Origin of the sequence: Vibrio sp. MM46, assembly GCF_027587135.1 — a bacterium.
GTDB classification, from domain to species: Bacteria; Pseudomonadota; Gammaproteobacteria; order Enterobacterales; family Vibrionaceae; genus Vibrio; species Vibrio harveyi.
Genome location: NZ_JAPPTO010000001.1, coordinates 345,864 through 371,133, shown reverse-complemented (window position 1 = coordinate 371,133; position 25,270 = coordinate 345,864). Strand labels below are relative to the sequence as shown.

Annotated in this window: 22 protein-coding genes; 12 read left to right on the top strand and 10 right to left on the bottom strand. The window is 45.8% G+C overall.

Features of this window, described 5'->3' with window-relative positions; translation table 11 throughout:
• The first annotated feature begins 1,103 nt into the window (after positions 1-1,103).
• Positions 1,104-1,523, top strand: a complete 420-nt coding sequence (locus tag OH459_RS01675) for a VOC family protein (RefSeq protein WP_009695869.1) — start codon at positions 1,104-1,106, stop codon at positions 1,521-1,523.
• An 80-nt stretch (positions 1,524-1,603) separates the two neighbouring features.
• On the opposite strand, the gene OH459_RS01670 is transcribed toward OH459_RS01675, so the two are convergent.
• The 4 genes from OH459_RS01670 to OH459_RS01655 all read right to left on the bottom strand — a co-directional run bounded on the left by OH459_RS01670 (position 1,604) and on the right by OH459_RS01655 (position 4,793).
• The gene (locus OH459_RS01670) at positions 1,604-2,221 is read right to left on the bottom strand and encodes a hypothetical protein (RefSeq protein ID WP_005450025.1); all 618 of its coding nucleotides are present in this window, start codon (positions 2,219-2,221) and stop codon (positions 1,604-1,606) included.
• A gap of 194 nt (positions 2,222-2,415) precedes the next feature.
• Positions 2,416-2,955 (bottom strand): CAP domain-containing protein, encoded by a 540-nt coding sequence (locus tag OH459_RS01665; RefSeq protein ID WP_009695868.1) that lies wholly within the window; start codon positions 2,953-2,955, stop codon positions 2,416-2,418.
• 144 nt (positions 2,956-3,099) lie between these two features.
• A complete protein-coding gene (locus OH459_RS01660) occupies positions 3,100-3,459 on the bottom strand; it encodes a GNAT family N-acetyltransferase (RefSeq protein WP_269984956.1) in 360 nt (119 codons plus the stop codon).
• 413 nt (positions 3,460-3,872) lie between these two features.
• Entirely contained in the window at positions 3,873-4,793 is a 921-nt protein-coding gene (locus OH459_RS01655; RefSeq protein WP_269984849.1) for a LysR family transcriptional regulator, read from the bottom strand.
• Between the two features lie 118 nt (positions 4,794-4,911).
• On the opposite strand from OH459_RS01655, the gene OH459_RS01650 reads away from it, so the two are divergent.
• The 4 genes from OH459_RS01650 (at position 4,912) to OH459_RS01635 (ending at position 12,665) form a co-directional block, all read left to right on the top strand.
• Positions 4,912-6,546, top strand: coding sequence for a glycoside hydrolase family 13 protein (locus tag OH459_RS01650; protein ID WP_269984847.1), 1,635 nt, complete (start codon positions 4,912-4,914; stop codon positions 6,544-6,546).
• Positions 6,547-6,587: 41 nt separating this feature from the next.
• Entirely contained in the window at positions 6,588-8,393 is a 1,806-nt protein-coding gene (locus OH459_RS01645; RefSeq protein ID WP_269984845.1) for an alpha-amylase family protein, read from the top strand.
• A gap of 255 nt (positions 8,394-8,648) precedes the next feature.
• Positions 8,649-9,827: a maltose/maltodextrin ABC transporter substrate-binding protein MalE gene (gene malE, locus OH459_RS01640; protein ID WP_005450011.1), complete on the top strand. Its 1,179-nt coding sequence runs from the start codon at positions 8,649-8,651 to the stop codon at positions 9,825-9,827.
• Positions 9,828-9,890: 63 nt separating this feature from the next.
• A complete protein-coding gene (locus OH459_RS01635; RefSeq protein ID WP_269984842.1) occupies positions 9,891-12,665 on the top strand; it encodes an amylo-alpha-1,6-glucosidase in 2,775 nt (924 codons plus the stop codon).
• 62 nt (positions 12,666-12,727) lie between these two features.
• Here the strand turns inward: OH459_RS01635 and OH459_RS01630 are convergent, their stop codons facing one another.
• Both OH459_RS01630 and OH459_RS01625 read right to left on the bottom strand, forming a co-directional pair.
• Positions 12,728-13,639 (bottom strand): MalM family protein, encoded by a 912-nt coding sequence (locus OH459_RS01630; RefSeq protein ID WP_029788373.1) that lies wholly within the window; start codon positions 13,637-13,639, stop codon positions 12,728-12,730.
• Positions 13,640-13,734: 95 nt separating this feature from the next.
• A complete protein-coding gene (locus OH459_RS01625; protein ID WP_005450008.1) occupies positions 13,735-15,123 on the bottom strand; it encodes a carbohydrate porin in 1,389 nt (462 codons plus the stop codon).
• A gap of 473 nt (positions 15,124-15,596) precedes the next feature.
• Between OH459_RS01625 and OH459_RS01620 the strand changes: the two genes are divergently transcribed.
• Entirely contained in the window at positions 15,597-16,292 is a 696-nt protein-coding gene (locus OH459_RS01620) for a VC0807 family protein (protein ID WP_005450007.1), read from the top strand.
• 95 nt (positions 16,293-16,387) lie between these two features.
• Here OH459_RS01620 and OH459_RS01615 read toward each other — a convergent pair whose 3' ends face one another.
• Positions 16,388-18,421, bottom strand: coding sequence for a TonB-dependent receptor (locus OH459_RS01615; protein WP_009695861.1), 2,034 nt, complete (start codon positions 18,419-18,421; stop codon positions 16,388-16,390).
• Positions 18,422-18,696: 275 nt separating this feature from the next.
• Between OH459_RS01615 and OH459_RS01610 the strand changes: the two genes are divergently transcribed.
• The 3 genes from OH459_RS01610 (at position 18,697) to OH459_RS01600 (ending at position 20,827) form a co-directional block, all read left to right on the top strand.
• Positions 18,697-19,101, top strand: a complete 405-nt coding sequence (locus tag OH459_RS01610) for a helix-turn-helix transcriptional regulator (protein WP_005450005.1) — start codon at positions 18,697-18,699, stop codon at positions 19,099-19,101.
• Between the two features lie 60 nt (positions 19,102-19,161).
• Positions 19,162-19,551 (top strand): VOC family protein, encoded by a 390-nt coding sequence (locus OH459_RS01605; RefSeq protein ID WP_269984834.1) that lies wholly within the window; start codon positions 19,162-19,164, stop codon positions 19,549-19,551.
• Positions 19,552-19,741: 190 nt separating this feature from the next.
• The gene (locus OH459_RS01600; RefSeq protein ID WP_009695860.1) at positions 19,742-20,827 is read left to right on the top strand and encodes a methyl-accepting chemotaxis protein; all 1,086 of its coding nucleotides are present in this window, start codon (positions 19,742-19,744) and stop codon (positions 20,825-20,827) included.
• 106 nt (positions 20,828-20,933) lie between these two features.
• Here the strand turns inward: OH459_RS01600 and OH459_RS01595 are convergent, their stop codons facing one another.
• On the bottom strand, positions 20,934-21,935 hold the full coding sequence (locus OH459_RS01595; protein WP_269984831.1) for a zinc-dependent alcohol dehydrogenase family protein: 1,002 nt from the start codon (positions 21,933-21,935) through the stop codon (positions 20,934-20,936).
• Positions 21,936-22,030: 95 nt separating this feature from the next.
• Positions 22,031-22,630, bottom strand: coding sequence for a LysE family translocator (locus OH459_RS01590; protein ID WP_105067708.1), 600 nt, complete (start codon positions 22,628-22,630; stop codon positions 22,031-22,033).
• 121 nt (positions 22,631-22,751) lie between these two features.
• Between OH459_RS01590 and OH459_RS01585 the strand changes: the two genes are divergently transcribed.
• Positions 22,752-23,234 (top strand): Lrp/AsnC family transcriptional regulator, encoded by a 483-nt coding sequence (locus OH459_RS01585; protein WP_005450000.1) that lies wholly within the window; start codon positions 22,752-22,754, stop codon positions 23,232-23,234.
• Positions 23,235-23,275: 41 nt separating this feature from the next.
• On the opposite strand, the gene OH459_RS01580 is transcribed toward OH459_RS01585, so the two are convergent.
• Positions 23,276-24,091, bottom strand: a complete 816-nt coding sequence (locus OH459_RS01580; protein WP_269984954.1) for an AraC family transcriptional regulator — start codon at positions 24,089-24,091, stop codon at positions 23,276-23,278.
• 84 nt (positions 24,092-24,175) lie between these two features.
• Here OH459_RS01580 and OH459_RS01575 point away from each other — a divergent pair, with 84 nt between their 5' ends.
• Both OH459_RS01575 and OH459_RS01570 read left to right on the top strand, forming a co-directional pair.
• Positions 24,176-24,418, top strand: a complete 243-nt coding sequence (locus OH459_RS01575; RefSeq protein WP_059678360.1) for a hypothetical protein — start codon at positions 24,176-24,178, stop codon at positions 24,416-24,418.
• A 55-nt stretch (positions 24,419-24,473) separates the two neighbouring features.
• The gene (locus OH459_RS01570) at positions 24,474-25,166 is read left to right on the top strand and encodes an MOSC domain-containing protein (protein ID WP_009706630.1); all 693 of its coding nucleotides are present in this window, start codon (positions 24,474-24,476) and stop codon (positions 25,164-25,166) included.
• The last annotated feature ends 104 nt before the right edge of the window (positions 25,167-25,270 follow it).

Genomic DNA, 25,270 nt, shown 5'->3' with positions numbered 1-25,270 from the left:
CCACAAACTCGATCGAAAATGATTAACAAGAACACGAACAAACAAACGGTGAAAGAGGGTTGCAAGCACATAACCCAACATTCAGCCTCAAACCACCAACCCCACCTAACCTCCCCTTGTATCAAACTCCGAAGATCTCAATACTCTGAGATCAAAGGGGAGGAACTGGCTCTGTATTCGCAGATAATTCAATTCACAATGCAACATCACAACGCGCTGAAAATTGATTCTGAATACTCGCTTAGGCTCCTTCAGAATGACGCTGTTCGTTTCATGCTCTCTCCCCGTCATTCCCGCGAACCTAGGTGAGACTGGGAATCTACTCACCGCAAGCTCGATCCAAATACTTAGCCAAAACACGAACGACTAAAAGGTAAACAAGGTCGCAAGCACCTAACCCAACATTCAGCCTCAAACCAGCAACCCCACCTAACCTCCCCTTGTATCAAACTCCGAAGCTCTCAAAGCAACGAGTTCAAAGGGGAGGAATTGCCCCTGCAATCGCGGAAAGTTCAATTCACAATGCAACAGCACAACGCGCTGAAAGTAGATTCTGAATACTCGCTTAGGCTCCTTCAGAATGACGCTGTTCGTTTAGCTCTCTTTCCGTCATTCCCGCGAACCTAGGTGAGACTGGGAATCTATTCACCACAAACTCGATCGAAATTGATTAGTAAGAACACGAACAAACAACAGGTGAAAGAAGGTTGCCAGCACCTAACCCAACCTTAAACCTCATACCAACAACCTCACCTAACCTCCCCTTATGTCAAACTCCAAAGCTCTCAATACTCCGTGCTCAAAGGGGAGGAACTGGTTCTACACTCGCGGATAATTCAATTCACAATGCAACATCACAACGCGCTGAAAGTAGATTCTGAATACTCGCTTAGGCTCCTTCAGAATGACGCTGCTCGTTTAGCTCTCTTTCCGTCATTCCCGCGAACCTAGGTGAGACTGGGAATCTATTCACCAAAAACTCGATCCAAATAATTAGCCAAAGCACTTACAATAAAAAATTCCAAAAAAGCCCTTTACCTCAACTTAACTTGAGGTTTTAGCATGTTCATCGTTGGCTAGGAAATGAAAGAAAGGAGCACACAATGATCCAACTAGAACATGTGAACTTAGTGGTAAAGGATATCCCAGAAATGCTGAAGTTTTATCAAGCGGCATTTCCGCATTGGTATGTACGTGATGAAGGTACTGGCGAATGGAGTGGAAAGCCGAGAAACTGGCTGCACTTTGGCGATGAATACCAATACATTGCAATGAGCGACCACGGCGAAGGCAACAACCGAGAATTAAGTGGTCACCAAGTTGGTCTCGCACACTTCGCCTACGTGACTAATGACATCGACGGTGTGACAAAACGATTGATTGAAGCAGGTTATCCAATTGCCCAACCCGGCGCAAAAGAGCCATACCGTAAGAACATTTACTTTGTTGACCCAGCTGGCTTTGAAATCGAATTTGTAGAATACCTTACCGATGATCCAAAACTACGTAACTTAACGAGTTAATACCAAGTATAAAAAACGCCAGCAGGAATTCCTTGCTGGCGTTTCGTTTATCAAGGGGGCGTAATTGACAATGCTCGTATCTATTGAGAAAGAGACGGGCGGTAAGGCTCTTCTCGAACACCGTGTGAGAGCACTAACTTAATAATGAAGATTGGTGCTAACCATTCTAAACCAGTCGGAGCCGGGACTAATGTCGAAAGAATGATGGATAACATGACTGCAAGTAGCGCAACCGGACGTTGTAAATAAAGCGGCAGGAAGTGCAAAAACACAACCGATACCATCATCACGGCATACCAGAAAAACGCGTAAGACCAAGCGACATCAAAACATAACGGCACAGCAAACAATTGAAAGTGAATAGCAGGGAACAAGAATTTGCTGCCTACCAATTTGCCCATCCAAGTCAGCTCTAGTTTTTGGTCGGTATGTAGAAATCGCTTCATCGAGCCTAAAGAGTTCGTCAGAACACCTCCAATCATATCTAACGTGAGCAATGACGCGACAATAATTTGAAGCCAACTCCACTCCAAAGTTTGCCATGCAAAAAAGTAGAGGATCACTGGAGCAATAAACGCTGCGTAATTGGCGATCATGGATTCCGCTTTGGTTGCACCAAACCCAGTCGTGAAGTTGAACTTACCCTCACAATCCCAATTGATATGCGCATTCTTTATCGTAGTTTTACTCGTAGACATCATTCGATCCCCTTCATTTAAACGGCTTATTCATTTCAAATCTTTTAAGACCACTCGGTCTATAAAAAGAATAATCGATCGAAACTTATCTTGTCAATTTTTTAGACCAACTGTACCAAAATAAAAATAAAGCCAGTTGAGTCTCCTCTACTGGCTTTATCTGTTTGTTGTCCAGACTGATCTATTTGTCGTCATCAACGCTGCTTGGCGAAGACTTGGGTCCAGTAATAGCGATAATTCGTCGATTGGTTCTCCACCATGGATGAGCCCATCTGGTCGAAGTCGGCGTTCATGATATTAAGGCAGTGCCCTTCACTCGATAGCCAAGAGTTCATTACCGCATCGATTGAACGTTGCCCTCTCGCGACATTCTCTCCTAACCTGCTCCAAGCATAACCTGTGGCATTGACGCGACTGGAAAGCGTGCTGCCATTTGATCCGGTATGGCTCATAAAATCACTGTTTGCCATATCGCTAGAGTGTCCATACGCTGCGCTTTCTAAATCGTAACTCCAAGTAAGTGCTCCAACGGGAGGCATAGTTCTTGAGCCACATTGCTGAGTTTTAGATCGAGCATCGTTAACTGCGGCAAGCATTTGCTCGGCAAAAGTGGTGGCTGTAGGTGGTGTATCAGGGGATTGTGAGCCGCTGTCTGCAGGTGATGACGAATCTCCATCACCACCGCATGCACTGAGAAGTAGCGCCAAAGTAGGCACTAAGATCTTTGTTGGCATTGTCTGTCCTTATCTGTTTGACGAAAGGCAAAAAACGCTTTCGATAACCAAGTTCAATAACCTAACAAAAACCAATAAAAGCACCATATGGTGCAAGGTGTTTTAACCAAATACTCACGCTACGCTTTCATAGCTCGAATTTGCTTACGACTGGAGATTCAATTCCATATCGATACGGTGCATATCGACACCCCAACCATCAGGGATGTAGTTCAGCTCTACGGCACCATATTTGGCAAAAAACGGCGCAGATAAATGACTTGCGGCGATTTTGATTTGGGGGATTTTCAACTGCTCAGCTCGGTGAATCGCTCGGCTCATAAACTCATGACCAATCTTCATGCCTTGCGCTTTTGGTGAGATTAAAATCCAGTTCAAGCTATGAAATGCCTGTGTTTTGCCACTCAAACCATAAGCACCAACGAGTTCACCATTTAGAAAGCACACTTCATAACCTTGTGGGTCACTATCAAGAAACTCCGCGTAATCCTCTCTTTCATTGATTGTGAAATATACCCAAGTAACCTCGAGATGCTAGGTTCAGCGAGACTGACTTGGTTTGTAGACGCGGCGGCGATTTAAAGGTTTAGTGGGTCTAAATCAAGAATCGACAACAAAGTATACAAGCCAAGGCAGCTCGCCCTTTGGGAGCGTGTCATTGACCCGATTGCTGCGTCAAACAACTTGGAAAGAGCTGGCTATTACACTGCGTTGCTTTCCTTGCTCTCGAATCAATGACAACGCTCTGAATCCTGCATCTTGAAGTCACTTGGGTATATTCAGGGCAGTTTTCATCGAAGATGCGCAGGCAATCCTCTTTATCACTTGGTAGGAAGGCTCTGAAATTTATGTTGTTGGTCATAAAATTATCTCTTTAGAATCGATTCGTGCTTACTATGAGGGTATGTAAGACCTTACTAAATCTCTGTCGTCATGGTCAGGATTTCATTGATAAGGAACTGAGCTTTGTCGTTATCTAACTGGCGTTTGTGATAGATACCGACGTTACCGATTTTACTGGTATCTGTATGCAAACACTTCACGCCGTTTTTCTCCATCCAACCGTTCATCTTATCGCTGTAAGGCATAATAGCATTGGTCGTTTCGAGCAAATCCAAGCTAGCAAGTAGCGAACCGACTTCATAAACCACAAGTGCAGTTTCATTGGATTGATTGAAGGTTTGATCGTACTCGAATGCGTTGTTGAGCACTGAGCTGTATCGAGAATGCCCCGGCGTTACGCGGATCAGTGGATAAGCAGACATCGCCTCGGATGGTGATTCCAAAAACATTTTGTCATTAAGTAGAGGGTGGTCTCGATGAACAAAGAAAGACTCTTGATCTTGGAACAGCGGTCTGAACACCACCGGCATAAGATCTTTCAATCCGCCGATTTCGTGACCAATAAATAAATCTATATCACCTTGAATCAGGTGCTGCATCAAAGAAAGGTTGTTGCCAAATTCAATATAGAGTGAGCTATGAGGATGCGCTTCTTGGTATTTGGTGATCCCATGTCGCACAAAAAGCTCCCACCACGCTTCACCAACACCGATCTTCAGTTTGCCATGTTCCCTTTGATGCATGTCTTGAATTTTGTGCATCAAATCGAGATGTTTTTCTTGCTGTTCCTCGACATAACGGAGAAACACTTGCCCGTATTCTGTCAGCTCTACGCCTTTAGAACGACGTATTAATAGCGATACACCCATATCGCTTTCTAGCTTCTTGATCGCCGTTGTCAGGGTTGGTTGTGTTACATGCAGCAGCTCAGACGCCTTCTTGATGTTTCCGGTTCTGGCTACGGTCAGAAAATATCGATTCACTCGATTCATCATCGCCCACTCATTTAGGTATCAATTTTTCCTATATCATAAGCAAAAAGTTCAATTTCTACTAGCGGGGAAAAGCCACTATATTTTGTCTTAGATTTTTGATTGAAAAGGCACAAATAACATGGAAAAAACGTGGTGGCATAATGCAGTCGTTTATCAGATTTACCCACGCAGTTTTTACGACTCCAACAATGATGGCATCGGTGATCTAAAAGGTGTCATCAGCAAACTGGATTACTTAAAAAACCTTGGCATCAACGTGATTTGGCTCTCTCCTGTTTACCAATCGCCAATGGATGACAATGGTTACGACATTTCAGACTATCAAGCCATCGCACGTGAGTTCGGCACCATGGAAGACATGGAACAGCTATTCAAAGAAGCTGGCGAGCGTGATATCAAAATCGTTATGGATTTGGTGGTTAACCACACTTCGGATGAGCACCCTTGGTTCGTTTCTGCGCGTGAGTCTAAGGATAGCCCGTACCGCGATTACTACATCTGGCGTGATGCAGACTCAGAAGGCAATCTACCAAATAACATCGAATCGATTTTTGGTGGCGATGCTTGGCAATGGGACGAGAAAACCGAGCAGTACTACTTCCACCTCTTTTCAAAACGCCAGCCAGATTTGAACTGGGAGAACCCGAAAGTTCATCAAGAGGTGTTCAAGATGATGAACTGGTGGATTGAAAAAGGCATCGGCGGTTTCCGGTTGGATGTGATTGATCTGATAGGAAAAGAAGTCGACAAAGGCATCACGGGCAATGGCGATCGCCTGCACCCGCTGCTGCAACAAATGAACAAAGAAACCTTCGGTGGCAAAGATGTATTAACGGTCGGTGAAACTTGGGGGGCAACGCCTGAGATCGCTACGCTGTACAGCGCGCCAGAGCGTCATGAGCTGTCGATGGTGTTCCAATTTGAACACATTACCCTAACCTGGCAAGGTGGCGACAAATGGCAGCCGATTCCGCTCGACCTTAAAGAATTCAAAGACGTGCTAACCAAGTGGCAAGTCGAGCTGCAAGACACGGGTTGGAACTCCCTATTTTGGAACAACCACGATTTGCCTCGTGCAGTGTCGAAGTTTGGCAATGACAAAGCCTATCGAGTCGAGTCAGCCAAGATGCTAGCAACAACGCTGCACTTTTTGAAAGGCACGCCATACATCTATCAAGGCGAAGAGATTGGCATGACCAACGTGGCGTTCGACCAACTAAGCGATTACCGCGATATCGAAACGCGACAATTCTACGATGTGAAAACCGCTGCTGGTATCAGCCACGAGCACATGATGGATGCGATTCACAAGAACAGTCGTGATAACGCGCGTACACCAATGCACTGGAACGCATCAGAGCACGCGGGCTTTACCAGCGGAGCACCTTGGATTGCGGTCAACCCGAACTACCCACAGATTAACGTGGAAGCAGCGCTTAACGATTCGAACTCGATCTTCTACCACTACAAAAAGCTCATTGAGCTGCGTAAACGTCATGAAACCATCGTCTACGGAAGCTTCACTCCAGTATGGCAAGAGCATCAACACGTGTTTGGCTACGTGCGCGAATACCAAGGTGAACAGTTGTTTATCGTGAGTAACTTCTCAGAGCACGAGCAAACACTGCAAGTTCCAACCCAATATCAAGCCGATCAGGTAGAGTGCTTAATCAGTAACTATGCGACGCCTTGCGCGATTGCAGCGACGATAACCCTCGCACCTTACGAGTCTTTCGCAGTCAAACTGAAATAAATTTTGGAGGATATGGGAGCCACGAGCTCCCTTAAATATCTATGAATTCCGCAGCGAACGTTTATCAAGTTTTCACCCGACTATTTGGCAACACCAATACCACCAATCAACCTTGGGGCACCATTGAGCAAAACGGCGTCGGTAAGTTCAGTGACTTTAACGACAAGGCGCTCACTGCCATTCAACAGCTTGGCATTACGCATATTTGGTACACCGGAGTACCACACCATGCGGTGATCCGCGATTATAGTGCCATTGGCATTGAGAACGACCATCCAGCGGTGGTGAAAGGACGTGCAGGCTCGCCTTATGCGGTGAAAGATTATTACTCCGTGAATCCCGATTTGGCGGATGATCCAGCACATCGATTAGAAGAGTTTGAAGCCCTTATCGAGCGTACGCATGCGCACAACATGAAGGTCATTATCGATATTGTGCCAAACCACGTTGCCAGACGTTACCAAGGTTTGAACAACCCTGTCGGTGTACGAGATTTTGGTGCCGATGACGATACGAGCGTTGAGTACCATCGTGACAACAATTTCTATTACGTTCCTAATCAAGCGTTTGAGTTACCTAACATTCCTGAGCAATTTTCCCCGCTAGGTGACCCGACGCTGATTAGGAACCTTTCTAACTTTGAAAAATTGCCTGCCTTTGAAGAGTTTCCCGCCAAATGGACCGGCAACGGCTCTAGGCTTGCTCAACCGCAATTTGATGATTGGTATGAAACCGCCAAAATCAATTACGGCGTGCGCCCAGACGGCAGCAAAGATTTCCCAGAACTGCCAGCCGATTACGCAAACAAATCCCATGCTGAGCATTTGCAATTCTGGCAAGACAAAACGCTGCCAAACTCTTGGTATAAGTTCCGCGACATAGCGCTTTACTGGATAGACAAAGGCGTCGATGGCTTCCGTTATGACATGGCGGAAATGGTGCCTGTCGAGTTTTGGAGCTTTATGAATTCCAGCATCAAAGCAGTCAATCCAGAGGCGTTTTTGATGGCAGAGGTGTATCAACCGCATCTCTATCGCGACTACATTCATCTCGGCAAGATGGACTATCTGTACGACAAAGTTGACCTCTATGATTGCCTCAAAGACGTGATGCACAGCAAACAGCATGTGAGCAAAATCAGTGAGATTCAAGAAAGCATGATGGATATTGAACACCACATGCTGCACTTCCTTGATAACCACGATGAGCAGCGTCTTGCCTCGCCTGAATTTGCTGGCAGTGCAGAGAACGGCTTGCCCGCTATGTTGATTTCTACCCTGCTTAGCACCTCACCAACCATGGTGTATTTCGGACAGGAAGTGGGAGAAGCAGGAAGAGAAAACGCAGGCTTTGGGCAACCAAGTCGTACCTCCATCTTTGATTACATCGGTGTCCCAGAACACCAAAAGTGGATGAATCATGGCAAGTTCGACGGGGGCTTGTTATCGCAACAACAGAAAGAAGTAAGAGCCTATTATCAACGCTTACTCAACTTAGCTTTGACCTCGCCAGCCAAAATGGGAGGTTACTTTGACCTGTATCCAAGTAATCAACAAGCCTTGGGGGAAGAGTCATTCTGCTTTGCTCGCTATTCGAGTCAGCAATTGATTTTGGCAGTCGCACGATTAAGGGGAGAACAACCTCAAAACATAGAGTTGGTCATGCCATCTGAGCTGATCAAAAAACTCGAACTGCGCGATGGCGAGTACATCTTAAAAGACGCTATGAATCGTCTTTCTCCACTCACCTTACGCGTCGAAAATGGTGTCGGTAAATGCCAACTGAATATCGAGCCACAGTGCGCTAGTGCTTTCACACTAGATATAGACACTTCCATCGCAGATTAAATTTGGCTGCTGTTCACAAAAACAGTCAAAACCTTCCAAGTCCCTTCTCTACATCAACCACCGCAAAGCATTGGCTACTGGGTATCACCCAAGCCAATGCGCTTCCCCGATCACATTCCAACGCATTGATATAGAAAAATGTAATACCAACGACAAAGAAATCAATTTTAACCGCAGAGTGCATCCCCGTATTATCAAACCGTGAAACAACAGCTGACGTCCAGTCACTAGGTTTGAAACAAGGAATCTATCGCAATGAAACCTATTCTAAAAACACTTTCGCTTTGCACTTTATCTGTTCTTTTAGCGCCTTCTGTTTCTGCAATGCAGGAAGGTGAAATCATCATTTGGATCAACGGTGATAAGTCTTACCAAGGATTGAGCCAAATTGGTCAACAGTTCGAAGAAGATACGGGGATTAAGGTTAATGTTCAGCACCCGGATTCTCTAGAAGAAAAGTTCCAACAACACGCCGCGACAGGCGGTGGTCCTGACATCATCTTCTGGGCACACGACCGTTTTGGTGGCTACGCTCAAGCGGGCTTACTGCAAGAAGTGAAACCGAGCCAAGAGTTTAAAGATAAGCTTGTCGATTTCAGTTGGGATGCAGTCACTGTAGATGGCAAAATCTTTGGCTACCCTCTGGCTATCGAAGTCCCTTCTCTAATTTACAACAAAGACCTGTTGCCAAACCCACCTAAGAGTTGGGAAGAGCTGGAGTCCATCCACCAAGCGATGCAAAAACAAGGCAAGAAAGCGATCATGTGGGACGTGAAAAACGCTTACTTCACTTGGCCAATGATTTCAGCTGGCGGCGCTTATGCTTTTGGTAAAACAGCAGAAGGCTACGATGCTAAAGACACGGGTGTAAACAATGAAGCGGGTGTGGCTGGTCTGCAATTCCTTGTCGACATGGTCAACAAAGGCATCGTCGATCCAAATATGGATTACTCAGTATCCGAAGCGTCGTTCACCAAAGGTGAAGTGGCAATGACCATCAACGGTCCGTGGTCTTGGGGCAACCTAGACAAAATGGATGTGAACTACGGCGTTGCTGTGTTGCCAACCTTAAACGGCGGTAAAGGTAACCCATTCGTTGGCATTTTGAGTGCGGGTATTAACGCATCAAGCCCAAACAAAGATCTGGCTGTTGAGTTTCTAGAAAACTACCTATACCAAGACGCCGCATTGAAAATCATGGATGACGACAAGCCACTTGGTGCCGTGACACTAAAATCGTTCCAGAAAGTGCTGGAAAGTGACGAGCGCATTAAATCAACCATGATCAACGCAGAAAACGGCGAGATCATGCCGAACATCCCTCAAATGACGTCTTACTTCTTTGCGGAAGGTGCTGCTATCGATAACGCGATGCAAGGCAAGCAAACCGTGAAAGACGCCCTAGACACTGCAGCAAAACAAATTGTTCGCTAATTCTTTCATGTTCGTATTTGGCACAGTTCGCTGTGCCTTTTTTATTTTATGAGACTCTAGAATATGCCCCAATACCCAACGTTATATCTGAAAGGCACACTAAATGGTTGGGGGCTAGATACGCCTTTCCAGCCAATTGATGAGCACCAACTACAAGCTAGCGTAGTTTTCCCAGCCGATAGACACCAATTCAAAATCGCCGATTTGAATGGCAGCGAAGAATGGACGTTCGCCGCAGATGATATTAAAGCAGTGAATATCAGTTTGAATCATAAGCTCTCGCTTATTCCAACTCAAGGCATTGGTAATGATTTGGTGTTTGAACCAACACAATCAGGTCGTTATTTGCTGACGCTCGACTTCAGCACAGCGTCGCCAAGTCTAAACGTCAAACCCGCAATGGCAGGCACCGCCTCCTTACTCACTCAATTGAAATTCGCCCATCTCATCACTTCGCAATCAGGTCCTATCCCCGCTAAATCATTGCCGAGCACAGCCAAAATCCTTCCGCTCGATGAGTTGTTCGAGGCGTTGGCGATCAAGAGCGAAACGCCTTTCCCATTTGTGTTTGGTGATAACCTCGACGGCTACTATGAAGGCACCACACACAGCGCTTTGGGCACGGCACGTTATCGCCATCATCAAGGTTGGTATTTAGGTGGTTTCGCCTCAAGCATTGGCAACGCATTCAACGACAAAACACAGGCGCAGTATGCCTGCTTAATGCCATATGGAATCGAGCATCATTATGAGAATGCCAGTAAAGATGGCTTGTCCTTGATTGCAGGGCAACGCCTTGCTGCACTGAATGTGGAATCCACCAGCAGCGAAATGTTGGCACTGTTTCCTGAACTCAACCTCAATCCATCGTACTGCCAAGTAGAAGCGTTGGAAGATTGCCTGCTTATCTCTGTCGATCCAGACATCTGCCCTGAAGGCTCGCTCTCGTTTATCGCGATCAGCGCAAACCAAAGCTTCCGAGCACAAACGCTCAATGAGAGAGATTCGAACGTCAGTGATAACGTTCTATCCGGCAGCCAAAACATTCAAATTAAGCTCAGTTCAGAGACCACAACGAACCGCTTCACTGCCTACTTTGCGTTCTCCAACAACAAAACCGATGCTATCCAACAAGCACAAAACGCAGCCCTCGAACATGCAGAGTTGAAACATCAAAACGCAGTATTTGAGTTTTTGACCAAGAACTATTTTTGGTGTGACGATCTGGAATACAACCGCGCCGTTATGTGGGCACGATTAGCCAGCCGAACCTTCGTTAATAAAGAGCTGGGTACCGGCATTTGGGCGGGGTTGCCATGGTTTAAAGACTGTTGGGGCAGAGACACCTTTATCGCGCTGCCCGGCACCAGTTTAGTAAATGGCGAGTTTGACGAAGCCCGCGACATCATCACCAACTTTGCTTCGATGCAGTTAGATGATCTGAAAGACAAAAATCATGGTCGAATTCCAAACCGTGTCACCAGCGAAACTAATATCATCTACAACACGACCGACGGCACACCGTGGATGATTCGCGAGATCTTCGAATACATTAACTACTCCGGTGATACACAGTTCGCCCAGCAAATGTTGCCCATCATAGAGCGCTTTATTGAAGGGGTTGAAAAGCACTACCTCGATGATGATGGCTTGATGCGACATCGCGATCCCGATACCTGGATGGACGCCAAGATCAACGGTCAGCTCCCATGGTCACCTCGTGGACCGAAAGCCAACGACATCGAAGCATTGTGGTTTGAGAGTCTACAAGTGGCAAACCAACTTGCAAAATGGAATGGTGACCACGCCTTAGCGGAACATTGCCAAACTTTGGCGAACAAAGTGAAAGCCAGCTTTATCGACAAGTTCTGGGATAGCGAATCCATGTGCTTAGCGGATCATCTCAAGCAAGACGATGTGAAAGACATCAGTATTCGCCCAAACCAGCTAATGACATTGACCATTCCGACCAACCAAGCCTTAATTCCAGAGTATATTGGGCAGCACATTGTGAAGAACAGCGTCGAGCATCTGCTTTTCCCTTGGGGCATCTGCTCTTTGCAACAAGAGCACCCAGAATTCCACCCCTATCATGACAACCGCCCTGAGTATCACAAAGATGCGGCATACCATAATGGGACCATTTGGGGTTGGAACGCAGGCTTCACTGTGGGCGCACTTACCCGTTACCAGCAACAGGATTTAGCGTATCAACTGAGCAAAAACTTAGCCCATCAGATTTTATATCAGGGACATCGCGGCACCATGAGCGAAAACTTGGATGCTTACCAAGCGTCTGCGACGTCCGTCATTCAAAGCGGAACTTATGCTCAAGCGTGGTCAGTGTCGGAATTTGCTCGTAACACTCAGCAAGACTATCTCGGCTTTACGCCACAGCTCTCGCGCAACACCATCAAGCTTTGCCCAAGCTTACCATCAACTTGGAAACACCTAAGCGCTCGACTGCCGTTTGGTGATAACAACGCCCTGCATGTTGACGTCGAACAAGCTGAGAAAACCAAATTCTCATTTGAGTTTGAACGCCCTCAACCTGAAGTTCAGTTCATCGTGAAACTGCGCGGTCAGGAATATGAGGTCGGCATTGAAGCCGATGTGATTGACGGTTCAATTGAGATCGAATGGTACCCAGAATCCGGGCAAATGAAGTGTAATCGTGATGGTGTAAAAACCAGATTAAAACCATTAGCACCAGTTACTTTGTTGGAAGGATTAACCTTCGCTCAACCTAACCCAGCACTATCGCACCGAGCGCTTGAGGAAGAGAACTACTTGCTCAACAAGCGTTCTGCAGAAAAGCTATGTATTGCTAGAGACTAAAAAAACTCAGAGGGCGCGAAAGCGCTCTCTGAGGTCCAAAAATAGACACTTTAATAATGGAGTTACTTGTTATCTACGGCGTCAACAAACACTTTCTGTGCGCCGTCGATACCCAATCGGTTGGCTTCTTCTAGCAGCGTCATCGCTTTTGATGTTTGGTTGTTCTTCACTGCTGCTCGAATAGATTCAAAATAATAGGCTCGTGTATCAGCATGAACACTCGTTGATGCCGATTTCGTGTTCGAACTTACTGCTGACGATGTTTGCATGGTTGCCGATGCTGGCGCTGACAATTTTACCGGAGCCACCACAACTGCCGCTTTCTGTGTCTCTGTGGTACGTGAAGGCGCGGCTAACGATAAGGTTTTGATCGCCACTTCCAAAGAGCCAAAAGCTTCATAAGTATATTTCGGGTCGGTCACCATCGGCATTGGCTGACCCAACTCCACAGCACGCTCTTTGGCAGGATGAGGAATTTGAATCGAATCACCTAGCTCGCTTTCATCAGTATAAACAATAAAGTAAGGCGTTTTCTCAACGTCGAGCGTAAAGCTCAGCTGGTATTGAGTGCGCGTAAGCATGCCCGTGGTTTCGATATCAAAGCTATCATGATCATTGATATTCACGATATTGAACGCTTTATCTAAAGTGATCAGCTTAGGCGCGAAAACCTCGCCATTGACCATATGGCTGGCAAGCTGAATATTCACTTTGCTTGAACGCGCTGGCAACTTAAACGCAGCAAAATAGCTGTTCCCTTCAGCGAAGCGACCTACCGGCGAATCCGCATTAATCGAAAACTCAATTTGCTCATTAGTGCCGAGCTCTAACCATGGAAATTCAGAGAAGTTATTGCAGCAAACTGCCGCTTCCGGCACCGATTGCAACGTCGTCGCTTCCAATGTTGGAGAAGCCGCACATGCGGTTAACGCCGAGCTCAACATGAGGGCAAGGATTACACGGTTTTTCTGCATGATTTATCTCTCTTTCTCAAGGTAAAACAGATCTGCTAAACAATCATTCAAAAGCAAACAAGGCAGCGCTATTCGCTGCCTTTTGCAAAGTGTGGTTAGAACCAAATTTCGGTGTGAACACCAATCACGGTTTCATTTTTACCATCCTCGATGCCAATCTGACGCGCGCTCGCTTCATCATCAGCGGTAATGTAGCTCACGTAAGGTTTGATTTGAGGACGACCAAAGTAGTCTGCGTTTACAGTAAACGCCGCCGCGAGTTCGATGTTGTAAATATCACTTTCGACATCATCCCCTGTACGTCCCCAGTAGCCTTCAGCCCCTTCTTCATGACCATAAGACGCCGTCATCTCAAGACGAAGGTTATCGTTCACTTTATAAGAAGGACGGACAGCCACAAGGTAGCGTTTTAAGTCATCAGCACCAAACAGTTGGTCGAGTGCACCGATATAGGTAATTTCAGAACCCATCTGCCAGTTTTCAGAGATGTTTAGCACACCGTAAGAAGTGAAGAATAGAGATTCAGCTTTATCGTCACCGCCAGACCAACCACCAAAGTTCACGCCACGGTTTTGCGCGACACCTTTACCGTAGGCAAGTGCGTTTTGCGTCCAACCGTCTAAGCCGTAGTAACTCGTGTTCAAAGTAATTGCAGCGCCAAAGCCATCATCTGAAGAATTGTCTTTGCCTTCTTGCTGCATGTATTTAAAGTCGAAATCTACGCTACCGAAGCCCACATCTACGCCATAGTAGTAGAAATCCAAAGTAGAAACGGTAGTGCGCTCAGCATTGGCTTTAACAATCTCACACGTCGACGCATTGCTGTTGTCTTCACACACCAACACATCTGGTGCGCCTGCGTCTGGATCGGCAATCACATACGCGATACCTGCGGTGTTGCCAGCGAGCTTAGTTTGAATACCGGCACCAACACCTGATGACTGCTTCCAGAACTCACCAGATAACAGACCAGACGCACGATTTAGGAAGCGTTGACCACCCCAAATCGAGGTGTCTTCCCCAAAGTAAGGCAGCGCACCGATTTCAACAAACGCTTCCTTCACTTCAAACTGTGCAGTGGTATTGTCTTTTTGGCTACCCGCAGAAGAGTAGGCATAAGAGTTGCCGTTGCCATATTCAGAGCGAACAACAAAGTCAGACCAAACACCGTTCGCATGCTCAGTATGCTTTTTAATGATGAATTCAACTTGATTGGTACTCTTACCGTGTGTACCTGCTGTTTTGTAATCTGGTTTGCCAAATTCAGTATCCACTGATTTGCCATCAACAGTTCTAAAGTTCATTGACGCATAGCCGAAGATTTCCCAGCCATCAGCGATAACATCGGTGCCATTTACTTTTTCAACAACGGGTGCGGCTTCATCACCAGCGATCACATCTAACGCCACTTCGGTCTCAGCAAAGACGGCACCTGTCATTAAAACAGATGTAATTGCGGCAGCCACTGCACTTACTTTTTTCATTCTAAACTCCGATACGGACAACTAAATTCGTGTGCTTCTCTTGCGGAAAGCATTGCTGTTTCTATGACGTATGATGGAGTGAAAAATAAGCGGCTAAAAATTGATTTAATTGACGATGATATTGCTATTTTTTATATCAGAGCGGTTTGAGATGGATTTTAAAAGCATTGATAGAATCAATTACAACGTAATGCGCGTTAAACGAACTAAGAATGATTCACGGTAAATAGTAAGGAAGATGAGAATTTGTGAACACTGCCAAATTTAGCGTTTTAAGCGCACGGCGGTTTTGAGATCACGATGCAGCACATATTTGCCCCGCCAAACACAACTTACGGAAATAAAGCAATATTACCGTCCCATTTCATAAGTCGTTACACAACTCGGGGCTTTAAGACTTTACATCTGGCGCAAGGAGTAGAACACTTCTCACAAAGTAAAACCCAAGCCGACATAGTAGAGTCAGTAAAATTATGAGTAACACCACGGCGAAAAAGTCGAATCCATTATTCGAAGTCCTGTTTAACGTCATCATCCCTTCCTTCATTTTGATGAAGTTCAGCGGTGAAGAACACCTAGGTACAGCAATGGCACTCGTTGTTGCCTTGGCGTTCCCATTGGTTTATGGCGGCATGGATCTTATCCGCAACAAGAAATTCAACTTCATTTCTGCACTTGGTTTTATCAGTGTGCTGTTAACCGGTGGTATTGGCTTGTTAGAGCTAGACACACGTTGGTTAGCGTTAAAAGAGGCGTTGATTCCAGGTCTGATAGGTATTGCAGTGTTAGGCTCAACCTTCACTCGTTATCCGCTAATGCAAAAGCTTGTATTGAACGATACCATCTTGAACCTACAACTGATTAACGAACGTTTAGAGCAGAATGGTAAAACGCAAGCATTTGAGCGTTGCCTGATGTCGTCGAACTATCTGTTCGCTAGCACCTTCGCTTTCTCATCTGCGATGAACTATTTTCTAGCAACTTGGATTGTGACTAGTCCATCGGGCACAGCGGCGTTCAATGAAGAGTTGGGTAAGCTCACCCTTTACAGCTACCCAATGATTGCTATCCCAAGTATGTTGATGATGTTTGGTATTTTCTACTACATCTGGCGTCAAGTTCGCGCGATGACGTCGCTAGAAACCGAGCAGATCTTCCATACCAAGTAATGCTTGTTGCACCTTGATAGGCAAAATTAGATAAAAAGAACCCCGATAATTGATAACCAATTATCGGGGTTTTGTTTTTAAGAGTAATTTATCACTTAGAAGCTGTAAGCCACTGACGCTTTGAAGTTACGACCAGCTTCGTAGCTAGTGTACTTATCTGAGCCCCAAGAAATACCAAAGCCTGTATGCTCTGCGTACTGCTTGTTGAATAGGTTGTCTACCGCTAGGTTAAGTGATAGGTCTTTTGCAAAATCTGGTACGTAAGCCGCCCATAGGTTGTGCGTTGCAAAACCTGCACGTTCAATCTTGTCACCATCTTCGTCTTTGTAATCATTACCCGGAACGAAACGTGAATCCCAGCCGAACACAAACTCGCTGGTTAGATCGTACTTGAAGCCCGCCTTGATGTTATGGATACCAGTTTTGTTCATGTGGCTCTTCTTGCCATTCTTCAGGCTCGTTTGCTCACCATCAGAGTATGAGTGGTTTGCGTAAAGCGCGAAGTCTTCAATGCTGTAGGTGAATACCGTCTCTACACCCCAAACTTCAACATCGTATTGGTTTACCAAAGTTGTGTTGTTTTTGGTTGGGTGCATTTGGTTATCTAGATCATACTGGTAAGCAGTAAAACCAAGGATTGCATCGTCTGCCATCAGCAAACCAGACATGTCGTAATCAAAGCCTGCTTCGTAGTTGTTACCCGTCATCGCTTTGGTATCAGACTGTTTAACATCGCTCGCCGCTTTCATGGTTAGCGTTTCTGGCAATGAAGCCCCTTTGAATAGACGACCGTAACCAATACGAAGTTTTAGGTTGTCTGTGGTTTGGTATTCACCTTGGAACTTAGGCGATAGTTGATCGTATTTACCTTTAAACACGCCACCCAGCTCATGAACATCGTAGCGAAGACCAGTTACGAAACGGAAGTCATTAATCTCAAACGCATCTTGAGCGTAAATACCGTAAGCCGTTACAGTACCGCCATCCATGTCGTAGTTCTTCGTTTGACCTTGTTTTGAACCTGAGGTGTAGTGACCTAGACCAGAGTCGATCCACTGCTCCGCTTTGTAGCCTTCGAAGCCGTAAGTCAGCTCGTGTTCACCAACCCAAGAGATATTGCGGATGTCACCACCAATGGTCGTCACGTTGTATTCGCGATCAGGAATCGATAGGTCACCATCTTTGGTGAATTCCCAAGCGCCGTTCACCTTCTTCCAATCGCCATACTCTTCGACTAACGCGTCGCGTTCCATGTATTGACGGTTGTAGTACAAGTTGGTTTTTAGGTTAACCAAGTCGCTTCCATTATCGAAACGGTGCTCGAACGTCACGGTATCACGGTTAAGTGAGTTGTAGTTGTGATCATCATGCAGGTAAAGTGCGCCTGCTTTTTCACCCGATAGCTGACGCTTACCGCCATCTTGGTAGGTGTTAAAAGTAAGCTTAAATTCATTAGCATCGTTTGGAACGAAGACTAGCTTCACCAAGCCAGATTTCAGTTCACCTTGCTTTGAAGTCACGTCATCTTTACCAGGAATGTAAAGATCGCCGTCTTCTGAGTAGTTGATGATACCCATCAACTGAAGTTCATCATTCAACTGCGCGTAAACCGCAACATTCGTCGTGAAGCGCTCATAAGCCGTTTGATACCCCGTTTTAACGCGAGCACCGACGCTTTCGCCTTCCGAAAGTAGATCGCTGGGATCTTTCGTTTCGTATTTAAATGAGCCGTTAATCGCACCAGCACCAGACAGTACTGAGTTACCACCTAGCGTGATTTCAGCTAACTTAAGCATCGCAGGATCGAACGTTTGGTCGCCCGAGTGGTGGAATAACTGACCTTCTTGACGCGCACCATCAATGGTTACGACAGAGAATTTGTCTTCCATACCGCGAATGTAAACTTTACGGGAGTAACGAGCGTTACCGTCAACCGTAACACTCGGCATGGTGTTCAATACGTCTTTAATATCCGACGCTTGTTTGAGCTCTAACGTTTCAGCGTTAATCTCAGTTTGAACAAGTTGATCAAGGGCAGAACCGACAACAACAATATTTTCATCGGAAGCGTGAGCAGCAAAAGAGGCAATGGCAACGGTGATGGCTGCTGATAGTGACTTCAGTTTCATAATACTACTTATATTTTATAAACAACAACGTGGTGCGAAGCATAATACACAACATTAATGATAATTAATCTCATTTACATTCTTTACGTTAATGAGTGATTTATTTTTATTCAGAATGAACCAGGCATCGTCAGTAAACCACTCAGCAGAAAAGAGCAAAAAAGTGCGAGGAAGTGGGTGTTGGACGGTTTTGAGTAAAGTGAGAAGTAGATAACCTCCACGAATCTGCTTCCAGTGTTAGACTAAAACCACTCTCTTTCGCTTTGTGAAATACGATGCCATCTCGCCCAAAAACCTTTTATGAACAAGAAATCGATCGCGTGTACAGCGAGATGCCGTTGAGCCCGAAACAGTACCTCCTGATCAGGCAGTCCAAGGCATTTATGGAAAAGCATCACTCAGAAAACATCGAGCTAAACGACTTAGCCAAAGCGGCTTTTATGTCACGCTTTCACTATGTGCGGATTTTCAAACAGATGTATGGTGTCACGCCGCGAAGCTATTTAAGGGATATGCGGATTAAAAAAGCCAAAGTGCTGCTCAAGGAAGGTCACTCGATTACGGATACTTGTTTTCAGGTTGGCTATGAGAGCTTAACCACGTTTTCGAGTGTCTTTAGAAAGAGCACAGGTTACTCCCCCAAAGCGTTTCAAAAAATATATAAAAGCAATCTAGAATAAGTTTTTGAGCCAAGCTTTCGCTATCTTTTACTTATTCCAAAACAGTAAAGGTGAATACCCGTGATCAGAATTTCCCTAACCAGCGTTCCTGTTAACGATCAAGATAGAGCTCTCGATTTCTATACCAATATCCTTGGTTTCATTAAAAAAACAGAAGTACCAATTGGTGAGCACAAATGGCTAACAGTGGTCTCTCCACAAGAGCAATCTGGCGTGGAATTATTGTTAGAACCGATGGCATTTGGTCCAGCAAAAATATACCAAGACGCGTTGAAAGAATCCGGAATCCCATGGACGTCGTTTGCGGTCGATGACCTAAATAAAGAATATGCAAGATTAACTAAGCTTGGCGTGCAGTTCTCAATTGAGCCACGAGAAGCAGGCACGGTCATGATTGCGGTACTTGACGATACCTGTGGTAACTACATCCAATTGATGCAAGAGCTTTAAAAACGGCTCATGAGCGGATAGAAAGAACAGAGGTTATCAGGTAAGCAACAAAATCTGAGACCTCTTGTTTGTATAAAGCCCTACCGAAAAAGTGTGATTACACCAAGCAAAGATATGAAAGTGATCGTGTATTCGATATCCAACTCGATTAGCATGGATTTTTTAACATCCTGTCACATTTATAGAACCTATGTTTGGATTAAAACGAATCAAATCAGAAAATGAGCTGCTAAAGCAAGAATTAGCAGACCTCAAACAGAAGTACCAAACTGACGTTGCTGCTCTGGAAAATCAGCTCCAAGAGGCTCAGCAGCTTGTTCGCTCCGCTCAACAGGAACACCACAATAGTGATGAGTTGATGTCGAGCAGTTTGAAAGGTGGAGATATGCTCCAAACCATTCGAACAGAGATGGTGGAGAGTGCGCAATCTATGGCGCATGAAAACCAAGAACTGCAACAACTAGATGAAATGTTTAAGCAGACTCATCAAGCTCTCGCTCGTCTTGATAACCGAGCCGTGAAGATCAGTACGCAAGCCTCACAAAGCATTGAATCTGTTCAAATATTAGATAAAACTGCCACTTCTATTTCCCTTCTTGTATCGACTATTCAAGAGATTTCTGACCAAACGAATTTGTTGGCATTAAATGCAGCGATTGAAGCAGCACGAGCCGGTGAAGCAGGCCGCGGATTTGCCGTGGTAGCAGATGAGGTAAGAAACCTTGCCGGCAAAGCCAGCGAAGCCAGTGAGCAGATTGATTCTTTGGTGAACCAAGTACTAACGCAAGTGAACGCGATTAAAACCTCGATTGATGAAAACCAAACTTGTGCTGAGGAAGTGTCTGCCTCTTCTGCGCAGATTGGTTCTATTGTCAACGAAGTGGTCGTGAAATCGGAACACATGCAACAGGTGATCCATATTGCTTCCACACGCGCTTTCTTGGATACGGTCAAACTCGACCACGCCATTTGGAAGAACAATATCTACCGTCTCCTACAAAAAGGCGCGTTTGGTGAAACCGTTAATAGCCACTCTGAGTGTCGCTTGGGTCAGTGGTACTACCGTGGCGATGGCAAGGCTTACAGCCACTTAAGAAGCTATGCATTGCTTGAAGAGCCACACAAAGGCGTGCATGACGGTGGACGTGAAGCAATGAGCCAAGCCAAATCTGGCAACATGGCAGGCATGGTGACTGCAATTAACGCCATGGAAGACGCGAGCGAACAAGTCGTAGTACAAATCGATCGCCTAATGGATGAAATCATCGCGAGTTAAAGGCACCTCAATTGCTCTTGGCTAGAACGCAAAAAGGGATGGTGAATGCCATCCCTTTTTTATTCTTCAATTTACCCAGTAACCTCAAGGTGTTTGAATACAGTTACTACATGGTCAGAATGATTTTGCCTTGCAGCGTGACCGACTCATCTTCTATCAGCTCGAAGGCGCGCTGGAACTGTTCTAACGGAAGGTAGCAATCCACATCGAGTTGTATTTGGTGTTCCATAAAGTGTTCTAGCATCTCGGCAAAGACTTGTTTGCGAACGGTCTTACCAACTGACTCTTCCCAATAGCGCAAAAAGAACGTACTGAAGTCGATATTGTTCTGCTTCATACAAGCGAAGAAAGCAGGCTTATAAGGGGTGAGAGAAAGCGTTCCGTAATTAATATATGTTCCCGAACTAAGCAAAACTTGGATGAGCTCTGTGCCCACTTTGCCACCAATGGCATCGAATGCGACATTGGGTTGAGGCAACTCTCGAGTATCGATTTGAGATTGCAGATCTTGCTTGCTATTTAGCACTGCAATGGAATCGTATGGATAACGCTCTGGCGCGGAGCTTATCGCAATCAAAGTAAATCCACGCGAGTGCGACAACTGAGCGAAGATCTTACCAATCGCAGAATTGCCTGCGTTGATGATCACCACGTCATCTTTACTTAACTTGGCAACGTGAGTGGTGATCACCCAAGCCGTCAGGGCATTGATATACAACTGGCAAGCGTAGCCATTCTCAAGCTCTTCCGGCACTGCAAAGACATTCTCCTCAGGCGCATCGACATAGCTTTGCCAAGCCCCACTCTGTGCCACCAGCACCTTTTGCCCAATTTGAAATTCGGTTTGATGCGGATCGTTTATCTCAACCACTCGCCCAACCGCTTCAAACCCAGGCACTCGCGGCGGTACGTGGGTACGACGATACTGCCCTACTCCCTGAATCGACAATCGGTCACTTGGATTAATGTTTGTGGCTTCGATTTGCACACGAACTTTATCCAAAGCCAGTGGCTCTAGCTCAACATACTCCAACACCAACGATACACTTGGCGAACCAAAGCTCAGTTGATTAACGCGAGTGTTTGTCTTGGTCTTAGTTAAGCTCATCTTGATACCATTGAATTGCTCGAGGGAATATGGCGCGCCATAGGGAAACGGGTATATAACGTTTTCTCGGCACGCACGTCAAATTGGATAAGAGCTTAAACGGGCTGACTCAGCATAAACACCACCACTAAAGCGAGACAGCTGCCCATGCATCGGTTCACCCATACCACCTTTTGTGGTGACTGTATAAAGCGGTTCAATACGGTGCCAAAGTACGCCCACGCAAACATCCCCAGCACACCAGTTCCCACCATCACACTTATGATGATCACCACTTGAGTCAGGTAATCATTGTTTGGCGAGATAAATTGAGAGAATACCGTCAGTGACGCAACCCAACTTTTCGGATTAAGAATTTGCACCCAAACGCCAGATAAAAAGCCGGACTTTTTCGCATTCGAATCATTGTCGAGTTCCATTGTGGCAATCGACCATGCGAGATACAGCAGGTACGCCGCACCAATCCACTTTAACGCCGTGTACAAATCAGGGTAAAGGGTAAACAAACTGACAAGCCCCACACTTGCACCAACCAACATGATGATCACCCCGACTGCATTGCCCAATACGAACGGTACGGTCGCAGAAAACCCATATCGGCTTGAAATACCTAACAGCGCGACGTTACCAGCTCCCGGCGTTAAAGAAATAGAAACGGCAAACAATAAAAATGCCGCCAGCAATTGAGCACTCATGCACTCTCTCCCAAAAAGTAATCAACGAATATGTGAAACAGTCTAACGATTTGGGTAGAAAGAAAATTGCTATCTGCGCTACGATAAAAGTTAATTTGAGCAGACTATTTCTAAAATAATTATGAAAAAGAAAGAATCCACCAACTTTGAATTGGATAGTACCGATTTCGCCATCCTTGACCATATTCAGAAAGATGGTCGCATGAGCAATTCTAAGCTTGCCGAGACCGTCAACCTGAGTGAAACACCCTGCTGGCGACGCTGGAAGAAAATGGAAGAGGAAGGTTACATTGAGGGTTACGCTGCAAAGCTGAACCGTAAAAAACTCGGTTTCCAAGTTTCTGGTTTTACTCTGGTTACCCTCGGCAGTCATGAGGTAGAAAACACCACGCCTTTTGAAGACTTTGTCGCAGAAACCGATTGGATCTTAATGTGTCACTGCATTGCAGGCAGCGCGGATTATATGGTGCAAGTGGTGGCTCGAGACTTAGACGAATACTTTGACCGCATCAGTGCTATTCGCCGCGTGAAAGGCATCAGCGCCATTCAATCTAACGTCTCCGTAAAGGAAATTAAGAGTACTTTCCAGTTACCGTTAGAGTAGTGTGATGGACGAGACTGATTTTGTGGGCAAGATTGGACTCACTATCCCCGTCGACCATTCACACGGAACTGTTGTGGGGTGACATCAAAATAGGCTTTAAACGCTTTGATGTAAGAAGAGTCATTTTGATACCCCACTTGATCGGCAATGCTTTGGATCGAGAGCTCTTCATCTAGCAAAGAGAGCGAATAAATCAGCCGAATTTGTTGTCGCCAAAGTTGGAACGAGGTGTTGAACTCTTTGGAGAACAAGCGCGACAAAGTTCGCTCGGATGCGCCGACTGTCTCTCCCCACTGTTTGAGTGACCAATCCAATGCTGGCGTGTCGGTCAGCGCTTCGAATATCAGCTTTAAGCGCCTGTCTTCTGGCAGCAGTAACTGAAAGGTCTGCACGTTATCTTTCATGATTTGATCGTGCAGCACGCCTAGCAATCGTGAGACTTCCTCATCACTAACGAACCCTTCGCATTGGCGGCGTATTTCCTGTAACAACTCATTCAGAAACGGAGTAAGTGTGATGGTTCGAACTTGATGCTCGTATTCAATGCCAAACTCAGGGTTTAGATAGATACCGACAAATGTCGTATGGCTTAGCGCGATGGATTCATGTTGAATACCCGCAGGCACAAACAGCGCAGAGGTATGAGGCACAAGGTGTTGGTAGTGATCGGTTTTGGTTTGTAATAACCCTTTGATCGGGAAGATGACTTGATGCCATGTGTGTTGGTGCATCGCATCAATGTAACCTTTGGGCATGTCGATGGTCTTAACCAAAGCTGGTGAATGAGGATTGGCAGCCATCATCTCATTGGAGGTCATGACACCGGAGTGAGAATCGATTTGGCGGGTTGGCATTATTAACTGTCCTTACATCCCTACTCTGACACAAGTTCACTAGGCTATCATGCTCGGCAAAGTGAATGAAGCCGTGAGGTGCGACGTATGCGATATCAAGTTGAAATATCCAAAGAAAACCAACTCTTAATCAAAGTCGATATTGATAACATCAACCAAGACAAGTGCGAAGCATCGCTTGAAACCGTGTTAACCAAGTTTCCTAAAGCGGAAGGTTATCAACGTCATGTGTTGGTTTCAGATAGCGAAACGCGTTACTTAAAAAGCACAGAAAAGCGCATTGAAGTACTGGCAGCGATTCCGGTATTCAAGTCATTAGGCGAGCGCTAGCGTGGTCTTGTCTCACACCGTTTGGCAAATCAGTTTTAGGTGATAAGGAAAGAATATGAAGAAGTTAGGCGTAGTTAACAGCGTATTAGCAGGTAAAACCGTTGCCTTTGCACATGGTGCGAAAAGTGCGATTAACAAACAGGTTCTACCTCAGCGTCAGCACGCAACAGAACTGGGTTTTACCAACGACGAACAAGGCGATCCGCGCTTTCATGGTGGGATTCAAAAAGCCCTTCATATTTACCCAAGCGAGCACTATCCAATTTGGCAACAAGAGTTGGGCGACAAAGCGATTTTCCAATCAGCTGGCGCGTTCGGTGAGAACTTAAGCTCAAGCGGCGTAACAGAAGCGTCCATTTGCCTGAAAGATAAAATCCGCATCGGCTCAACCTTGCTGGAAGTATCCCAAGGGCGCATGCCTTGCTGGAAACTCAACGTCCGCTTCGAGCAAAACGACATGGCGAGAAGACTGCAAGACACGCTTCGAACAGGCTGGTACTTCCGAGTGCTACAAGAGGGCGATATCGGTGCAGGTGACGAGATTATTCTGTGCGAAAGACCTTACCCAGACTGGTCATTGGCTCGCATCATGGGCGCAGTATTTACTGGTTGCCTAGATAAAACAGAGCTAAGCCAGCTAGCGGAACTTCCATTGGTTGAATCTTGGGGCAAGCTTGTTGAACGCCGCTTAGAAACCGGTGAAGTCGAAGATTGGGAAATGCGTTTGGTTGGTCCGACTGCGGGTTAATTCCCGTTTTGACTCCCCGAGAGAACAAAGCGTATCCCTTTCAATATTAGCCCCACGACCAAGTCAGTGGGGCGTTTGCTTTTTAGCCGTTCAAAACCGTAAAT

What these genes read in the sequence shown, in the direction of transcription:
- OH459_RS01675 (WP_009695869.1), top strand. Translation starts at nt 1,104, where the DNA reads ATGATCCAACTAGAACATGTGAACTTAGTGGTAAAGGATATCCCAGAA.
- OH459_RS01670 (WP_005450025.1), bottom strand. Translation starts at nt 2,221, where the DNA reads ATGTCTACGAGTAAAACTACGATAAAGAATGCGCATATCAATTGGGAT.
- OH459_RS01665 (WP_009695868.1), bottom strand. Translation starts at nt 2,955, where the DNA reads ATGCCAACAAAGATCTTAGTGCCTACTTTGGCGCTACTTCTCAGTGCA.
- OH459_RS01655 (WP_269984849.1), bottom strand. Translation starts at nt 4,793, where the DNA reads ATGATGAATCGAGTGAATCGATATTTTCTGACCGTAGCCAGAACCGGA.
- OH459_RS01650 (WP_269984847.1), top strand. Translation starts at nt 4,912, where the DNA reads ATGGAAAAAACGTGGTGGCATAATGCAGTCGTTTATCAGATTTACCCA.
- OH459_RS01645 (WP_269984845.1), top strand. Translation starts at nt 6,588, where the DNA reads ATGAATTCCGCAGCGAACGTTTATCAAGTTTTCACCCGACTATTTGGC.
- malE (WP_005450011.1), top strand. Translation starts at nt 8,649, where the DNA reads ATGAAACCTATTCTAAAAACACTTTCGCTTTGCACTTTATCTGTTCTT.
- OH459_RS01635 (WP_269984842.1), top strand. Translation starts at nt 9,891, where the DNA reads ATGCCCCAATACCCAACGTTATATCTGAAAGGCACACTAAATGGTTGG.
- OH459_RS01630 (WP_029788373.1), bottom strand. Translation starts at nt 13,639, where the DNA reads ATGCAGAAAAACCGTGTAATCCTTGCCCTCATGTTGAGCTCGGCGTTA.
- OH459_RS01625 (WP_005450008.1), bottom strand. Translation starts at nt 15,123, where the DNA reads ATGAAAAAAGTAAGTGCAGTGGCTGCCGCAATTACATCTGTTTTAATG.
- OH459_RS01620 (WP_005450007.1), top strand. Translation starts at nt 15,597, where the DNA reads ATGAGTAACACCACGGCGAAAAAGTCGAATCCATTATTCGAAGTCCTG.
- OH459_RS01615 (WP_009695861.1), bottom strand. Translation starts at nt 18,421, where the DNA reads ATGAAACTGAAGTCACTATCAGCAGCCATCACCGTTGCCATTGCCTCT.
- OH459_RS01610 (WP_005450005.1), top strand. Translation starts at nt 18,697, where the DNA reads ATGCCATCTCGCCCAAAAACCTTTTATGAACAAGAAATCGATCGCGTG.
- OH459_RS01600 (WP_009695860.1), top strand. Translation starts at nt 19,742, where the DNA reads ATGTTTGGATTAAAACGAATCAAATCAGAAAATGAGCTGCTAAAGCAA.
- OH459_RS01595 (WP_269984831.1), bottom strand. Translation starts at nt 21,935, where the DNA reads ATGAGCTTAACTAAGACCAAGACAAACACTCGCGTTAATCAACTGAGC.
- OH459_RS01590 (WP_105067708.1), bottom strand. Translation starts at nt 22,630, where the DNA reads ATGAGTGCTCAATTGCTGGCGGCATTTTTATTGTTTGCCGTTTCTATT.
- OH459_RS01585 (WP_005450000.1), top strand. Translation starts at nt 22,752, where the DNA reads ATGAAAAAGAAAGAATCCACCAACTTTGAATTGGATAGTACCGATTTC.
- OH459_RS01575 (WP_059678360.1), top strand. Translation starts at nt 24,176, where the DNA reads ATGCGATATCAAGTTGAAATATCCAAAGAAAACCAACTCTTAATCAAA.
- OH459_RS01570 (WP_009706630.1), top strand. Translation starts at nt 24,474, where the DNA reads ATGAAGAAGTTAGGCGTAGTTAACAGCGTATTAGCAGGTAAAACCGTT.